General features: G+C 65.7%; 15 protein-coding genes. 11 read left to right on the forward strand and 4 right to left on the reverse strand.

The window, feature by feature from the left end; genetic code table 11:
* The first annotated feature begins 8 nt into the window (after positions 1 to 8).
* Complete coding sequence (metG, locus tag ACWUI7_RS02690) at positions 9 to 2,108, forward strand: methionine--tRNA ligase (protein WP_496640645.1); 2,100 nt, start codon at positions 9 to 11, stop codon at positions 2,106 to 2,108.
* Positions 2,109 to 2,133: 25 nt separating this feature from the next.
* Here metG and ACWUI7_RS02695 read toward each other — a convergent pair whose 3' ends face one another.
* Positions 2,134 to 2,553, reverse strand: coding sequence for a VOC family protein (locus ACWUI7_RS02695; protein ID WP_496640646.1), 420 nt, complete (start codon positions 2,551 to 2,553; stop codon positions 2,134 to 2,136).
* Between the two features lie 39 nt (positions 2,554 to 2,592).
* Positions 2,593 to 4,152 (reverse strand): PAS domain-containing protein, encoded by a 1,560-nt coding sequence (locus ACWUI7_RS02700; RefSeq protein WP_496640647.1) that lies wholly within the window; start codon positions 4,150 to 4,152, stop codon positions 2,593 to 2,595.
* A gap of 24 nt (positions 4,153 to 4,176) precedes the next feature.
* On the opposite strand from ACWUI7_RS02700, the gene ACWUI7_RS02705 reads away from it, so the two are divergent.
* From ACWUI7_RS02705 to ACWUI7_RS02725, 5 genes are all read left to right on the forward strand, one after another.
* Positions 4,177 to 4,857: a 2,5-diamino-6-(ribosylamino)-4(3H)-pyrimidinone 5'-phosphate reductase gene (locus tag ACWUI7_RS02705; RefSeq protein WP_496640648.1), complete on the forward strand. Its 681-nt coding sequence runs from the start codon at positions 4,177 to 4,179 to the stop codon at positions 4,855 to 4,857.
* 257 nt (positions 4,858 to 5,114) lie between these two features.
* Positions 5,115 to 6,038, forward strand: coding sequence for a coiled-coil protein (locus ACWUI7_RS02710; protein WP_496640649.1), 924 nt, complete (start codon positions 5,115 to 5,117; stop codon positions 6,036 to 6,038).
* Between the two features lie 79 nt (positions 6,039 to 6,117).
* A complete protein-coding gene (sppA, locus tag ACWUI7_RS02715) occupies positions 6,118 to 7,053 on the forward strand; it encodes a signal peptide peptidase SppA (RefSeq protein ID WP_496640650.1) in 936 nt (311 codons plus the stop codon).
* A 78-nt stretch (positions 7,054 to 7,131) separates the two neighbouring features.
* The gene (locus tag ACWUI7_RS02720; RefSeq protein WP_496640651.1) at positions 7,132 to 8,301 is read left to right on the forward strand and encodes a DUF373 family protein; all 1,170 of its coding nucleotides are present in this window, start codon (positions 7,132 to 7,134) and stop codon (positions 8,299 to 8,301) included.
* Positions 8,302 to 8,336: 35 nt separating this feature from the next.
* A complete protein-coding gene (locus tag ACWUI7_RS02725; RefSeq protein ID WP_496640652.1) occupies positions 8,337 to 9,143 on the forward strand; it encodes a shikimate dehydrogenase in 807 nt (268 codons plus the stop codon).
* 103 nt (positions 9,144 to 9,246) lie between these two features.
* Here the strand turns inward: ACWUI7_RS02725 and ACWUI7_RS02730 are convergent, their stop codons facing one another.
* Positions 9,247 to 9,711, reverse strand: coding sequence for a transporter (locus ACWUI7_RS02730; protein ID WP_496640653.1), 465 nt, complete (start codon positions 9,709 to 9,711; stop codon positions 9,247 to 9,249).
* 101 nt (positions 9,712 to 9,812) lie between these two features.
* Between ACWUI7_RS02730 and ACWUI7_RS02735 the strand changes: the two genes are divergently transcribed.
* From ACWUI7_RS02735 to ACWUI7_RS02755, 5 genes are all read left to right on the forward strand, one after another.
* Positions 9,813 to 10,421: a helix-hairpin-helix domain-containing protein gene (locus tag ACWUI7_RS02735; RefSeq protein ID WP_496640654.1), complete on the forward strand. Its 609-nt coding sequence runs from the start codon at positions 9,813 to 9,815 to the stop codon at positions 10,419 to 10,421.
* A gap of 80 nt (positions 10,422 to 10,501) precedes the next feature.
* Positions 10,502 to 12,184, forward strand: coding sequence for an anthranilate synthase component I family protein (locus tag ACWUI7_RS02740; RefSeq protein WP_496640656.1), 1,683 nt, complete (start codon positions 10,502 to 10,504; stop codon positions 12,182 to 12,184).
* A complete protein-coding gene (locus ACWUI7_RS02745; protein ID WP_496640657.1) occupies positions 12,181 to 12,828 on the forward strand; it encodes an anthranilate synthase component II in 648 nt (215 codons plus the stop codon). The genes ACWUI7_RS02740 and ACWUI7_RS02745 overlap by 4 nt, the downstream gene beginning before the upstream one ends.
* On the forward strand, positions 12,828 to 13,733 hold the full coding sequence (locus ACWUI7_RS02750; protein WP_496640658.1) for an aminotransferase class IV: 906 nt from the start codon (positions 12,828 to 12,830) through the stop codon (positions 13,731 to 13,733). Before ACWUI7_RS02745 ends, ACWUI7_RS02750 begins: the two co-directional genes overlap by 1 nt.
* A 450-nt stretch (positions 13,734 to 14,183) precedes the next feature.
* A complete protein-coding gene (locus ACWUI7_RS02755; RefSeq protein ID WP_496640659.1) occupies positions 14,184 to 14,654 on the forward strand; it encodes a Rieske (2Fe-2S) protein in 471 nt (156 codons plus the stop codon).
* 30 nt (positions 14,655 to 14,684) lie between these two features.
* Here ACWUI7_RS02755 and ACWUI7_RS02760 read toward each other — a convergent pair whose 3' ends face one another.
* Entirely contained in the window at positions 14,685 to 15,125 is a 441-nt protein-coding gene (locus ACWUI7_RS02760) for a DUF5788 family protein (RefSeq protein WP_496640677.1), read from the reverse strand.
* Positions 15,126 to 15,236: the final 111 nt, after the last annotated feature.

Below are 15,236 nucleotides of genomic sequence, written 5' to 3' on the forward strand. Positions count from 1 at the left end.
GCATACACATGAGCCACGACGACTTCCCCACGGACCACCCCGCGGTGGTGACGTGTGGGTTGCCGTATGCGAACGGCGACCTCCACATCGGGCATCTTCGCACCTACGTCGGCGGTGACGTCTACGCCCGGGCGCTGGAGCGGCTCGGCCAGCAGACTGCGTTCGTCTCTGGGTCCGACATGCACGGCACCCCGGTCGCGGTCAACGCCGAACAGGCGGGGGTCTCACCCGAGGCGTTCGCGCTCGACTGGCACGAGCAGTATGCCGAGACGTTCCCGGAGTTCAACGTCGAGTTCGACAACTACGGCCACACTCACGATGAGACGAACACCGCAGTCACCCAGGACCTCGTCCGGGCGCTCGATGCGGGCGGCCACCTGTATGAAAAAGAGATCATGGTCGCGTACGACCCGATCGACGACCAATACCTCCCCGACCGTTACGTCGAGGGGACGTGTCCGTACTGTGGTGAACACGCCCGCGGTGACGAGTGCGACGAGGGGTGTCAACGGCACCTCGAGCCGGGTGAGATCGACGACCCGGTGTCGACGATCTCCGGCAACCCGGCCGAGTACCGCGAGCGCACACACACGTTCTTTGCGGTGTCGGAGTTCGCCGACTACCTCGCCGACTTTCTCGACCGGCTCGAGGGGACCGCAAACGCGCAGAACCAGCCCCGTGAGTGGATCGAACAAGGGCTCCAAGACTGGTGTATCACCCGCGACATGGAGTGGGGGATCGACCTGCCCGGTGAGAATCCACAGGATCTCGTGCTCTACGTGTGGGTCGACGCGCCGATCGAGTACATTTCCTCGACGAAACAGTACACAGAGCGCGTCGGTGCGGATGCCTTCGATTGGGAGACGGCGTGGCTCGAGGGCGCAAGCGACAACCACCCCGACGGCGGCGAAATCGTCCACGTGATCGGCCGCGACATTATTCAACATCACACGATCTTCTGGCCGGCAATGCTGGCGGCGACCGACCACGTGGAGCCGCGGGCGGTGATGGCAAGCGGGTTCGTCACGCTCGGTGGCAAGGGCTTCTCGACCAGCCGTGACCGGGCGGTGTGGGCCGACGAGTACCTCGAAGAGGGGTTCCACCCCGACCCACTCCGGTACTACCTCGCGACGAACGGTGGGTTCCAACAAGACGTTGACTTCTCCTGGGAGAAGTTCCGTGACCGCGTGAACACCGAGCTCGTCGGCACCGTCGGCAACTTCCTCTACCGCTCGCTGTTGTTTGCCCACCGCAACTACGAGTCGGCCCCGATAGCCGAGACGACGAGCGAGACGGTCGCCGACCGGATCGACGAGGCGATAGCCGACGTCGAAGCCGCCGTCAACGACTACTCGGTTCGCGCACTCGGCGACGCCGTCACGAGTCTCGCTCGGTTCGGAAACGAGTACATCCAGCGCAACGAGCCGTGGTCGCTCGTCGACGACGACCCCGAAGCAGCCAGACAGGTCGTCCACGACTGTGTCGCCCTCGCAAAGGCGATCGCTGTGCTGTTTGAACCCATCGCGCCTGCAAAGTGTGAGCAGGTCTGGGGCCAACTTGGCGAGGACGGCTCGGTCCACGACGTCACCGTCGAGGCGGCCCGCCAGTCCCCGACAGGCGCCCTCACGGAACCCACCGAGCTCTTCGAGAAGATCGACGACGACCGCGTTGCGGCGCTCAACGAGAAGCTCGAATCTCGTGTCGCGGCCGCCAAATCGGATGACAAAACGAGCGACGAATCAACCGCCGACACCGACGAATCCATGTCCGACATCGACCCAATCACCGCCGACCGCATCAGTTTCGACGACTTCCAGACACTCGACCTCCGTGTGGGTCGGATCGAGGCTGCGGAGCCGATAGACGGCGCCGACGACCTGCTTCGACTCCGCGTCGACCTCGGCGTCGAGACCCGCACCATCGTCGCGGGGCTGAAAGGCCTTCACGCGGTCGACGATCTCCCGGACACGCGGGTCGTCGTGGTCGCGAACATGGAAAAAGCGGAGCTGTTCGGCGTTGAGTCGAACGGGATGGTGCTCGCGGCGGGCGAGGAGGCGGACCTGCTCACGACCCACGAGGACGCCTCGCCGGGCACGAAGGTGCTGTGAGCGTCCGGCACGATCCCGGGGACCCTCAGGCGTCGAGCACCTCGATCCGATTGCCATCGGGGTCGCACACGAAACAGATCGTCGTCCCGCTCTCGGTCGTGCGGGGCGGGCTCAGCGTTTCGACGGCGTCGTCGAGGTCGGCGTAGAACGCCTCAACATCGTCGACGGCGAGCCCGATGTGGACCGCTCCCGGCCGGTTCAGCGTACGCTCCGGAAGCGCCGCTCCCTGGGGGTTGTACTCGACGAGCTCGACGCGCGTCCTGTTTCCGTCGAGGTGTGCGAACGCCGCGGACGCGCCCGCAACGTCGACGGCCTCAGCGAATGCCTCGCCGTCGACAGTGAACTCGGCGGCGACCGTCAGGTCGAACGTGTCGGTATAAAAGTTGGTGGCGCGGTCGAGATCGGAGACAGTGATACCGACGTGGTGGAGACTCGGATCGGTCACAGCTGTTCGCTCGGTGGGGGCGGGCAAATCGGTGTCGGCTCACCGAGGAGCGACGGCCGGTTCCGTCGGCGTCAAATCGTTCGAATCAGCGAGCGGAAGCTGAACCCGAATCGTGCGGCCGTCGTTCTCGACGGCAATCACACCCCCTGAGAGCTCGACACACCAGTAGACGTACCACACGTCAAGCCCGTCGGCGTGGTGGAGTGGCCCGACATCTAGGTCGCCACGCAGCACCGCCCGCTCGGGGTCTGGCAGCGAGCCATCGTCGAGTTGAATCGTCACGATTCCGTCTGTTGTGGCATCGATCCGGAGTGTCGGGCTCGATGCCGCGGCGCAGGCGGTGAGTGCGACGGTGATCAGCTTCTCGATCGCCGTCCCGAGCTCTGGGAGGCTCTTCACGCGAGTCGTCGCCGGCGCGTCGACAATAACTGACGCGTCCGGGTGTGTCGTCTCGACGGCCTCAACCGTCTGCTCGAGCGTCTCGGCGAGGCCGACTTCCACCGGGTCTGGGGCGTTCTGTACCAGTCCGTTTACGATTCGTGCTGTCCCTGCGGTCTCCTCGAGCTCTGTTGCCGCGCCCGTGATCGCCTCGGCTGCAGCCGTGGCGTCCGCGCCGGTCACCTCGCCGCGCGCGATTCGCTCTGCGTTGCCGTAGATGAGCGTGAGCCGATTCCGGATGTTGTGCCGGAGGAACCGATTCGTCACACGGAGTTGTCGCTCTTGTTGTTCGAGCGCTGTGACGTCGCGACCCTCGACTATCAGGATGTCCACGTCGCCGTCATCGTTCATCACCGGCCGCACGGCGACCTCGAACAGGCGCGTTTGTGCCGCCCCACGAACGCGGACCCGATCGCGAAACGGCTCGCCGCCTCGCGCGCGTTCGACGCCGCGACGAGCCGTCGCCTGTGCATCCGCGCTCTGGTTGAACCAGGGCGTCTCCCAGAGGAGCTCGCCCACGACGGCCGACTGCGGCTCGTCGATCGACGCCCTCGCCGTCTCGTTGATCGCGGTGACGGTTCCATCCGGACGGATGAGCCCGGTGAGCAGATAGGTGTTCTCGAAGACGGCATCGAACCAACTCCGCTGCTGGGCGAGTGAGTCACGCGTACCGGTGACCTCCGCGGTTCGGTATCCAACGATGACCCCGCTCACCGCACCAATGGCAGCCAGCTGGACGACGAGGATGAGCGGCTGGAGTTCGCCTTGTGCGAGCTGTACCCCGACTATCCAGCCGGAGAACATCACCATGGTGGCGACACCGACAAGCGTCCACGTGGCGATAGCGCGCCGCTGGCTCGGGTCAAGGTCCGTCGTCGCCGCCCACCACGCCGCATAGTAAAGCGTCCCCGTGAGCGCGAACGGGACCGCGTTCTCGACGACCGCCATCCACGGCGCGATTTCGAGGACGTACCAGTCTTGAACAACATCGAAGCCGACGCCGAGGGTCAACACGCCAGCGAGCGCGGCGAGGACGGCCGAGACTCCCGTCGGAGCGCGCATGGGATCGCGTGCTTCCGTCCGCTGACAGAAAAATGTCAGCCGGCGTGCGGTCTCTGTCTCTTCGTAGCTCACCTGTTGTACGCCGACCGAAACGGCCATTCGGTTCCCCGGCGAGTCCCCGGTATGTACGTCGTCGTCAACGCCGCACAGAGTGTCGACGGGAAGCTCTCCACCCGGCGTCGCGAACAGCTCGCAATCTCCGGTACCGAGGACTTCGATCGGGTAGACCGGATCCGCGCGGCGGCCGATGCCGTGCTCGTCGGTGTCGGAACCGTCCTCGCCGACGACCCGCACCTCACGCTCGACGAAGAGGCACGTCGGGTCGAGCGGCTGCGAAACGGCCGCGCCGGCAACCCTGCTCGGGTCGTCGTCGACTCTACCGGCCGTACCCCCCTCGACGCCCGAATCCTCGACGACGCGGCGACGACGTACCTGCTCGTCTCGGATGCGGCCGCAACCGAGCGCTGCGAGGCGCTCGCTGCGGCCGGTGCGACGGTGATTGTCGCCGGTGGTGATCGGGTCAACCTCGCCGATGGCGTCGCGGCGCTCGCAGACCGCGGCGTCGATCGACTCATGATCGAAGGCGGCGGCGAGGTGATATTCTCGAGTCTCGCGGCCGGCATCGTCGACGAGCTCCAGGTGTACGTTGGGTCGTTCGTCGTTGGCGGGCGCGAGGCACCCACACTCGCCGACGGCGACGGCTTCGTCGAGTCGTTCCCGCAGCTCCGGTTGACCAACGTCGACCGGCTCGACGACGGTGTGGTTCTCTCGTACACAGTCGAAGCGGAGCGCGAACGAGACTGATACGGCATCGACGACACGTCGTGTCTCCGGCGGTACACCCACCCAATCACTGCAGATCGGCCGGTACACGGCCCATGCTACCGTCTTCCATGCGAGAGACCGAAGTGTTTATGTATCGCTGCAAGGTACTTTTGTTCACCAGAGCGCCTCTGGCGCCCGGTGGATCGCACGCTGAAATGAACGGGAGTTCTTATCCACGGTCTCCACGAACGTCAGCGAGCGTCCGCTGCGCCGGAGCAGTGATGGAGAGATAACAAATGGTAACGAAAGACGAAGTCATCGAACAGTACGACATCGAACCGATGGAAGCCGCGGACAACATCGACCTCTCTGAGGGAGACCTCGAGAACGGCTCCAAAGGACAGCTCATCAAGCGCGCCGGGCAGCTTCGAGACCGACGTAACGAGCTGAACCAGATGGCCTCCGAGCGGGCGTCGAAACGCGACGACCTCAACGCAAAGACGCGCGAGAAGGTCGACGAGGCACAGACGCACCGCGAGAAGCGCGATGAGCTCAACGAGCAGGTCCAAGAACACAAGACGAAGCGAAACGAGCTCAACGCGGACGCAAACGAACTGTTCGACGAGGTTGAAGCGCTCAAACAGGACATGGAGCTCGGCTCCGGCAAGTCCATCGACGAGCTCAAAGAGGAAATCGAAGCGCTCGAGTTCCGCCAGCAGACGGAGGTCCTCGACGCCGACGACGAACGCGAGCTCATCGAGAAAATCGACGACAAACGCGAAAAACTCGCCGAAAAACAAGAGAAAGTCGACGACACGAGCGAGCTCGACGAGCTCGTCGAGGAGGCCGAAGAGGTCCGCTCGGAGGCGTCACAGCACCACCAGAAGGTGACGGAGCTCGCGGACAAGGCCCAAGAGCACCACAACGAAATGATCGAGGCCTACCGCGAGGCCGACGATATTCGCGACGAGGCCGACGAGATGCACGAACTCTTCGTCGAGGCCCAGGAAGCGGCCGACCGCCATCACGAGGACTTTGTACGCGTCCAGAAGCGTCTCCGTGAGCTCGACAAAAAGGAGGAGGCAGAGCGCAAAGACGAGCGCGCCGAGAAACGCGAGGAAGAAAAAGAAGAAGCCGAAGAAATCTATCAGAAGTTCAAAGAGGGCGAGACCCTCGACACCGAGGATCTGATGAAGCTGCAGAAGACCGGCCTACTGTAGGCGGACGCCCGTTCGACGTTTTGCAGATCGTACGCTGTTGTGGCGAGGAACATAAACGGACGCGCACCTACTCAATGGTATGAACGACGAGACGCGTTCGAGACGCACAGACCTCCTCGCCGCGGCTGCGGTCGGTGCGACGGCAACTGTGGCGGGTGGACGGCTTCTCGCGAAGGTCACCCGCGGCCGATTCGGCGAGCCAGACGAGTACAACACGGCAAAAGTATCAGTTTCGGGACCGATAGCGCGCGACCGCGGGCGACCGTCACCGCTGTCGGGTGGCGGTGGGGTGGTGGCCGACGAGGTTGTCGAACAGATCGAAGCGGCAGACGACGACGAGGCAGTCACAGCCCTCCTCGTCGAGCTCAACACGCCCGGCGGCGAGGTGGTCCCGAGCGACGACATCCGCCGGGCGGTCGCCGGCTTCGACGGGCCGACGATCGCGTACGCGACCGACCTGTGTGCCTCTGGCGGCTACTGGATCGCGAGCGGCTGTGACGAGCTCTGGGCCCGTGACGGTAGTCTCGTCGGCTCGATAGGCGTCGTCGGATCGCGGCCGAACGCGTCTGGACTCGCCGACCGTCTCGGCATCTCGTACGAGCAGTTCACCGCCGGTGAGTACAAAGATGCCGGTGTCCCGCTGCGGGAGATCGAAGACGACGAGCGCGAGTACCTTCAGTCGCTCATCGATGGCTACTACGAGCAGTTCGTCGAGACGGTGAGCGAGGGCCGGTCGATGGATCCGGAGACGATACGGGAGACCGAAGCCCGTGTGTATCTCGGTCCGGATGCCCTCGACATCGGTCTCGTCGACGCCCTCGGCGTCGAAGACGATGTCGAAGCCCAGATCGAAGACGCGATCGGTGAGGAAGTCGCAGTGCGTGAGTTCACCCCCGAACGCGGCCTCGTCGATCGGCTCGGTATCGGGGCGGAGCGTATCGCATTTGCGGCGGGTAGCGGCGCGGCGAGCGTCTTCGCCGGTGACGGCCGTGACGTTGACGTCGAGCTCCGATAATGGCTGCCCGCCGTCGCCGAGGCGGCGTTCGACGTGGGCACGGAGAGGTTTTTATTCCAGCGCGGTGAGTGGTGTCGTGTGACGACGCTGGTCATCTGTGTCGACCGCTCGGGAACGATCGGTCGGGCGACGAACGTCCCGATGCCCGTCGCCGGGTGGGAGGCCGTGCGTTCGCTCGTGACCGATGCGGGCCTCGGTGACCCCGAGGACGCCAGCGTCAACTGCCTGTTGGAGGCGCTGCGCGTCGCCCGTGACCTCCGAGACGACCGCGAGGAGTCGGTCGTCGCGGTCGTCTCCGCAGAACATGAAGACCCGATCGGGGCCGACCGCTCGATCGCCACGCAGCTCGACGACCTTGTCGACCGCTATGCACCTGACGCGGGTATCGTCGTCGTCGACTCCGCCGAAGACGAGCGGGTCCTCCCGATCGTCGAATCTCGGGTCCCGGTCGACGGCGTCGACCGAGTCGTCGTCAGACAGGCGCGGGATCTTGAGTCGACGTACTACCTGCTGAAACAGTTCTTGGCCGACGAACAGCTCCGGTCGACCGTGCTCGTCCCCATCGGGACCGCGCTGGTGTTGCTGCCGGTGTTGTTTGCGCAGTTTTCGGCGGCAGCGGCGATCGCAGGCGTCGCCGGCCTGCTCGGTGCGGCGTTGTTGTACAAGGGGCTCGGTGTCGATCGGCTGGTCGCGGGCGTACCAGAGCGCACGCGGGAGGCACTGTATGCCGGCCAGGTGTCGGTCGTCACGTACGTGGTGGCTGTCGGGCTCACGCTCGTCGGCGGCTTCTTCGGCGTTCTCTCGGCGACGGACCTCGGCGGCGTGCCGGTTGCCGTCCAGACGATGGAGTTCACCTACGTCGCGGTCCCATGGCTCGTGGTGGCTGGTGTGACCGCGGCCGTCGGCCGGCTGCTGGACGAGGTAATACGTGATGAGGGAATACGGACGCCGTATCTCAACCTACCGTTCGTCATCGTCGCCGTTGGGCTCGTTGTCCGGGGCTTTGCCGGCTACTTCCTCGCACAGGAGTCGCCGACGGCAACGACGCTCGTCGCGAACGTCGCGGTGACACCCGCCCAGCGGCTAGCTGGATTCATCGTCGCGGGTGTCGTCGTCTCTGCTATCGGTGTCAGACTCGTACGCGACCTAGGCTCAGAGACACTCGAAGAAGTGATCGACGCCGAGGCGACAGCCGATGCCGAGACGGACGATGGTGCCAGCGGTGAGCGGACGGACGCGACCGAGTGAGGCGGCTTTTTGTCGACGTGTCCCCGTACTCGGGCATGGACGTGTACGGACTGATCGGGAACCCGGTCGGGCACTCGCTGTCGCCGCCGATGCACGAGGCGGGGTACGACGCGCTCGGCATCGACGCACGATACGTCACCTTCGAACCCGCCGCCGACGCCGCGGCTGCGGCAGTTGATGGTGCGGCCGCGCTCGGTGTCGCCGGACTCAACGTCACCATCCCGTTCAAACGCGACGTGCTCGCAGCGGTCGATGCGGCTCCTCTCGCCGAACGCATCGGTGCAGTGAACACGGTCGTGTTCCCTGACGATGAGCCACCGAGAGGGTACAACACCGATGCTGCAGGAGTGACCCGCGCCTTTGAGGCGCACGACGTCGCCCTCGACGGGACCGAGGCGGTGGTCGTCGGCGCGGGTGGCGCGGGACGGGCCGCGGCGTTCGCGCTCGTCGATGCCGGTGCGAGGGTGCACGTCGCGAATCGAACGGCGTCGCGGGCGTCCGACCTCGCAGCAGCGGTGCCCGACGCGACCGGTGGGGGAATCGACGAACTCGAGACGCACCTGCCGGAGGCCGACGTCTTGGTGAACGCGACGAGCGTCGGGATGGAGTCCAACGAGACGCCTGTGCCGGCGTCGCTCCTCCACGCTGACCTCGCCGTGCTCGATGCGGTATACACGCCGATGGAGACGCGACTGCTCCAAGACGCGGCCGCGGCAGGAGCGACAACGGTTGAGGGGGCGTGGATGTTGCTGTATCAGGGTGTTGCGGCGTTCGAGCGGTGGACCGGTCGGGAGGCACCTGTGGCGGCGATGAACACGGCGCTGCGAGAGCGACTCGAGTGAGTCGTGTGTGGGCGGCCCGCGCGACTCGGTCCGGAGGCTGGTTGCTCGAACGCTGGCGGCCCGAATGATCCCGAGAGCTGCTCACCGGGATCCACGCGTTCGGTCAGCCGAGCGGGGCGGCCGGAGCAGCGAGGAGCCCGGCGGTACCGACGAGCGCCACTGAGAGGCCGGCCGCAGCATAAAAGAACGGCTTCGCCTCTCGGGCGGGTGCACGAAGTCTGCCGACGTTGAGGCCGTCCGCGAGCTTGCCGCTTGCGACTTCGACGAGTCCGGTGATCACGAACCAGAGCGCGAGCATCGTGAGGACGAGGTGACCCCGTCCCGTGCCGGTGAGCGTCTCGATGGTGTACAGCGTCCCGGCCATGTGTCCGCCGGAGGCGAGAAACGCGAGTGCCGCGATTCGAGTGATCCACCGGAGCCGATCGACGACCGTCGCGAGCGCGTCGGTACCGATAGCCCCACGGGTCGCGAGCGGAACAACGGCGAGGGTGACGAAAAAGACGCTGCCCGTCCATAACACAGCGAATCCAACGTGGAGAGACCACATAGCTGCATCGACCAAAGACATACTCGCACTCTCCGCGGCATGGTGTATAAACCGTCGGGTGTCCCGGCGCGGACAGTGAGCGCCGCGAGTATTTAAATATCGGGCGCGTGTACCGGTCGCCAATGGCTCTGTTGCAGAAGCTCAAGGAGGCGCTCGGGTTCGGGAGTGGCTCCTCCACTCGAGAGTCTGGAGATCCGACAGTGACTGTTGAAAAAGCACACGAGGCGATCGATCCCACGGCTGACGAGGCCGACGGGGAGGGGGTACCGGAGCCGAGTAGCGGGGATGGGTCTTCGGCCGCTGCACCAGCTGAATCGTCCACGGAGCCGGTCGAAGAGGCGGAAACGGATGCGACAGAGGCGGTCGAGGAGGCGAAAGCGGTCGGTGAGACGGAAGCAGAAGCAGTCCAGGAGGCGGAAGTGGTCGAAGAGGCGGAAGCAGAAGCAGTCCAGGAGGCGGAAGCAGAAGCGGTTGGTGAGGTGGAAGCAGACGATGACCCGAATCCGGTGGATGAGACCGGCGCTGATTCTATTGAGAGTGCTGAGACGCCGGACGGCGACCCGGTCGAACAGATAACGGGCATCGGTCCGGCGTACGGCGAACGGCTCGCAGCGATGGGAATCGAGACCGTCGATGACCTCGCGGTCGCCGACCCTGCTGCGGTCGCCGACGAGGCGAGCGTCGGCAAGAAGCGCGCGACCACGTGGATCGACCGCGCGAACGAGTTCTAAGTCCGCGCGATCGATCGCACGGTCGGTGACGGTACCATCACGACCGCAATCGTTTCCCGGTCACGCGCGAATCGATCTGTATGAGGCGAACGGTTCACACCGACCGGGAGACGTTCCGTGCGGCCGCCGCCGCTGCACCGGCGCAGGCACGGGTCCCGGTTGAGGTTCGGGTCGATGTCGACGACCCGTTTGCGGCGTACCGCCGAGCGCGCGACGGCCCAGGCGGAATCTTCTATGAGACCACCGGCGGTCAGTCAGGCTGGGGGTACTTCGGCGTCGACCCAGTCAAGCGACTGACCGTCTCAGCCGACGCGGTGGTCGCCAGGGCGGCCCGCCCGACGACCGGCGCGTCCGGTGCAGACGACAAAGACGACGTGGGCGACTACCGGCGACCGTCACCGTCGCTGGCGGCACTGGAGGGGCTCCTCGACGGAGCGGAGCTGGCTCGGGGCGACTGTGACGTTCCGTACCCGTGTGGTGTGTTCGGCTGGCTTTCGTACGACGTCGCTCGCGAGTTGGAGGACTTCCCGCCGAAACCTCCGATGGGTCCCGGTGCGGCCGATGACCGCGGGCTCCCGCGGCTACAGGTCGCACACTTCGATCGCATCGCTGCGTGGGAGTGTCCGGTTGAGGTGGATGGATCGGCGGCAGATCACGGACCGGCCGGCGATACGTCGTCATCGGTCACGCTTCGTGTGACCGCCTGTCCCCGTGTCCCCGATGAAACTGACGACCCCGTAGCGGACCGCAACGCACTCGACACGCTGTTCGAGGCGGGGATAACGCGGGCGGAGGCACTGGTAGACCGGATTGAGACCGGTGACCCCGCAGTTGGACCACCGCCGGCCTCGTCCACGGCGCAGGCGACGTTCGAGAGCGACGTAGCGCGAGCGGGATACGCCGACGCGGTCCGGCGGGTCAAATCGGCGGTTCGCGACGGGGAGACATTCCAGGCGAACGTCTCACAGCGGCTGACGGCGCCAGCTGCGGTCCACCCCGTCGACGCCTACGACGCGCTGCGACGGGCGAATCCAGCCCCCTACTCGGGGCTCGTCGAATTTGGTGGACGACCAACCGGTGTCGACCTCGTGAGCGCGAGCCCAGAGCTCTTGCTCGCGTACGAACCGACTGACGACCCCGACCGTGGTGTGCGCCTCCGCACGGAGCCCATCGCGGGGACGCGCCCTCGCGGAGCCACGCCCGCAGCCGACGCGGCACTGGCCGCCGAGCTGACCGACGACGCCAAAGAGCGGGCCGAACACGCGATGTTGGTAGATCTAGAGCGGAACGACCTCGGAAAAGTATCGCGGTTCGGCACGGTCGACGTCACGGAGTACCGCCGGGTCGACCGCTACAGCGAGGTGATGCATCTCGTGAGTAACGTCGAAGGCGAGGCTCACCCGGACGTCGGGCTCGCAGACGCCATTGCCGCCTGCTTCCCCGGTGGGACGATCACTGGTGCGCCGAAGCCACGAACGATGGCGATTGTCGACGAGTTAGAACAAACTCGACGCGGGCCGTACACCGGCTCGATGCTCGTCGCCGGGTTCGACGACCGCGCGACGCTGAACATCGTCATCCGGACGCTTGTTCGACACGCGGCCGAGTACCACCTCCGCGTGGGCGCAGGAATCGTACACGACTCAGACCCGGATGCCGAGTACACGGAGACGCTCGCGAAGGCGCGCGCGCTTGTGGACGCGGTTGACGAGGCGCTCGCGGCCGGTGGGATGGCCGTCGGGGAGGTGGCTGAGCCACGATGACGACGGCCGATCCGTCGGTGGCTGCCGACTCGTCGGCGGCGGCCGGCTGGCGTCCGGGAGCCGGCGCGGTCGACGCACGGATACTCGTCATCGACAACTACGACTCCTTTGCGTACAACCTCGTCCAGTACGTCGGCGCGGTCGCGGGGGCGGTGACGGTCCGCCGCAACGACGCCATCGACCTTGATGACGTTCGTGCACTCGACCCTGACGGTGTTGTCGTCTCACCGGGACCGGGAACCCCGGCCGAGGCGGGCGTCTCGACGGCCGTCTTCGAACTCGACCGGCCCGTATTCGGCGTGTGCCTCGGTCACCAGGCGCTGTGTGCGAACCGTGGGAGCCGCGTCGGCCACGCCCCCGAGGTCGTCCACGGGAAGCCGTCGCAAATCACCCACGACGGTGAGGGCGTCTTCGCCGGACTCCCCGGCCCGCTACAGGTCGGTCGGTACCACTCGCTGTGTGTCGACCGTGCGGAGCTTCCCGGTGAGTTGGTTGAGACTGCCCACACCGACGACGATCGCGCGGTCGTGATGGGCGTCCGCCATCGCGAGAAGCCACACGTCGGAGTGCAGTTCCACCCGGAGAGCATCCTCACGCCCCGAGGCGAGCGGTTGGTGCAGAACTTCGTTCGAGGGTGTGTTTGATGAGCGACGACCGGCAGTATCACGTCGACGGCGACCTCGTACCCGCGGCGGCGGCGACCGTCTCGGTAGAAGACCGCGGTTTCGCGTACGGCGACGGAGCCTTCGAGACGATGCGCGCGTACGGCGGTGATATCTTCGCCTGGGCTGCACACGCAGATCGGCTCGCAGCCACCTGTGAGACGCTCGGACTCGATCACGGGATCGACGACGCGGAGCTGAAACGGCGGGTGGACGAGACGCTGGCCGCCAACGACCTCGCCGACGCGTACGTGAAACTCTCGATCACCCGAGGCGTCCAGCCAGGAACGCTTGACCCACATCCGGTGGTCGACCCAACAGTGGTGGTGATCGTAAAGCCGCTTCCGCGCGGTGGCATCGGGAGCGACCCGATTCATGACGGACCAGCGGTCGTCCAGACGACGAAGACGCGCAAGCCAGCTGACAGGGCACTCCCCGCGGCGGCCAAGACGCACAACTACCTCACCGAAATCCTGGCGCGTTTAGAGCTCCGGGTGACTGGGGCCGACGAGGCACTGATGCTTGACCCCGATGGGCACGTCGCTGAGGGGGCAACCGCGAACCTGTTTTTTGCCGACGGCACCGCATTGTGTACTCCCTCACTCGACGGCCCCGTGCTCGGTGGTGTCACTAGGGCGACCGTGATCGACATCGCCGAGAAGGAAGGGATCCCGGTTGAGGAGGGAACGTACACGCCTGACGCGGTCCGCGAGGCGGACGAAGTGTTTCTTACGAATTCGACGTGGGAGCTCAGGCCCGTGTCGTCTGTCGACGGGATTGGCGTCGCCGGAGATGGTGCAGAAGTCGCCGGGCCACTCACGACGCTGCTCTCGAGGCTCTTCGACCGACACATCGAGGAGCGACACTACGACGGCAAGCGGTGTTAACCGCCATCGACGACCAGTGCTTGCGGTGCTGTATTCCGGTGACCCGTGCTTGTGGTGGCGCGCGCCTTGCGGGCCGCGGAGCGTGCCCGCGAGTGCGTGCGAGGGATGAGCGAAGGAGCGAAGCGACCGAGTGAATCGGCTGGGGAGGACGTGGCCCAAAGTATGCCCGTGTGTTCGAGCCGATTCAGTCGTATACGATATCGATGGGTACGTGGACGAGACGACCGCGCGACACCCGGACACTATCTGCAGCCACACCCTCCCCAGCCGATTCGCATCGGTGCCTGCGGCACCTCGCTCATCCCTCGCACGCGCTCGTGGACACGCTATCGCGGTCCACGAGGCACGCGCCACTATAGATGCGTATATTCGGGTGTCGGTGGATCGCGTGTTGGCCCTGTAGACTGCATCGATCACAGCGTTCAAACACGCTGCGGGCGTGTGCGTGGTATGGACGCCGACCGGCGGATCGCCGCCCTTGACGACGTGCCAACCGACAGCACGCTACTTGTGACGCTCCGCCCACGCGACCCCGGAGCGGTCGAGGACGGCCACGGCGACGCGGGAACGGCCGATGACGGAACCACGGAGGCAGAGGCGATTCTCTTGCGACTCGGCGACGACGTCGCTGCGTTCCGCAACTACTGTCAACACTGGACCGACGTCCGACTCGACAAAGACGACGGTGCGTTCGTCCGCGAGAGCGAGATATTCTGTCAAAAACACGGTGCGACCTTCCAAGGCGACTCCGGTTACTGTGATTTCGGCCCCTGTGAAGGAGCGACGCTTGACGCCGTCTCGGTTGCCGTCGACGACGATGTGGTGTACCTCACCGACGACGCCTACGAGTTTGTCCGGCTCGGCCCGGCGACCCGCGAGGGCGACGCGGGCGGCTCGCGGATCGACTTCACCGGGAGCTGAACGACGCACACTGGCTCACCCGGGGCCGACTCACCGCCCAGAGCGTGACCCAGAGACTTCGTCGTGCCCGAGCGCCTGCCGTAAAAAGCGCATCCAGCGCTTCCGGTCTGCGGTCTCCTGACGTTTCGCCTCCGTCTCCGGATCGGGTGCGTTGAGCCCCTCGAGCGCCTCCAACGCGCGGTCGATACCGATGATAGACGCGGCAAGCTCCTCGCCACGCTCGTAGTCGACCGTGTTCTCCTCGATGGGTTCGAGCCGCTCGAGCCGCTCTCGTCGGAGCGTTCGTTTCGCGCGGTCGACCCGCTCGCGCTCACCCGGCGGGATCGTGTCACGACGCCCGATCTCGAAGACGAACGAGCGGAGCTCGATCGACTCGCCCTGCACGTCGATCTTCTCGGGGATGTCGACGCCGATGGTGGCTGCCTCGCGGTCGACGCGCTCTAAGAGCCCTTTGCGCTCGTACTCTCTCACGCCGATTCTGTACGCGTCGATCCCACTTCGCTCCTTCGCCTGCGCGCTTGCTACCGCACACATTCATCGCACCCGGGTGTTTGCGATCCCTGCCGCGTGGTGTCTGGACCA

Source organism: Halorubrum orientale (assembly GCF_059623105.1).

Coding starts and splice junctions, on each gene's coding strand:
- metG (WP_496640645.1), top strand. CDS start 9: ATGAGCCACGACGACTTCCCCACGGACCACCCCGCGGTGGTGACGTGT.
- ACWUI7_RS02700 (WP_496640647.1), bottom strand. CDS start 4,152: ATGGCCGTTTCGGTCGGCGTACAACAGGTGAGCTACGAAGAGACAGAG.
- ACWUI7_RS02705 (WP_496640648.1), top strand. CDS start 4,177: ATGTACGTCGTCGTCAACGCCGCACAGAGTGTCGACGGGAAGCTCTCC.
- ACWUI7_RS02710 (WP_496640649.1), top strand. CDS start 5,115: ATGGTAACGAAAGACGAAGTCATCGAACAGTACGACATCGAACCGATG.
- sppA (WP_496640650.1), top strand. CDS start 6,118: ATGAACGACGAGACGCGTTCGAGACGCACAGACCTCCTCGCCGCGGCT.
- ACWUI7_RS02725 (WP_496640652.1), top strand. CDS start 8,337: ATGGACGTGTACGGACTGATCGGGAACCCGGTCGGGCACTCGCTGTCG.
- ACWUI7_RS02730 (WP_496640653.1), bottom strand. CDS start 9,711: ATGTCTTTGGTCGATGCAGCTATGTGGTCTCTCCACGTTGGATTCGCT.
- ACWUI7_RS02735 (WP_496640654.1), top strand. CDS start 9,813: ATGGCTCTGTTGCAGAAGCTCAAGGAGGCGCTCGGGTTCGGGAGTGGC.
- ACWUI7_RS02740 (WP_496640656.1), top strand. CDS start 10,502: ATGAGGCGAACGGTTCACACCGACCGGGAGACGTTCCGTGCGGCCGCC.
- ACWUI7_RS02745 (WP_496640657.1), top strand. CDS start 12,181: ATGACGACGGCCGATCCGTCGGTGGCTGCCGACTCGTCGGCGGCGGCC.
- ACWUI7_RS02750 (WP_496640658.1), top strand. CDS start 12,828: ATGAGCGACGACCGGCAGTATCACGTCGACGGCGACCTCGTACCCGCG.
- ACWUI7_RS02755 (WP_496640659.1), top strand. CDS start 14,184: ATGGACGCCGACCGGCGGATCGCCGCCCTTGACGACGTGCCAACCGAC.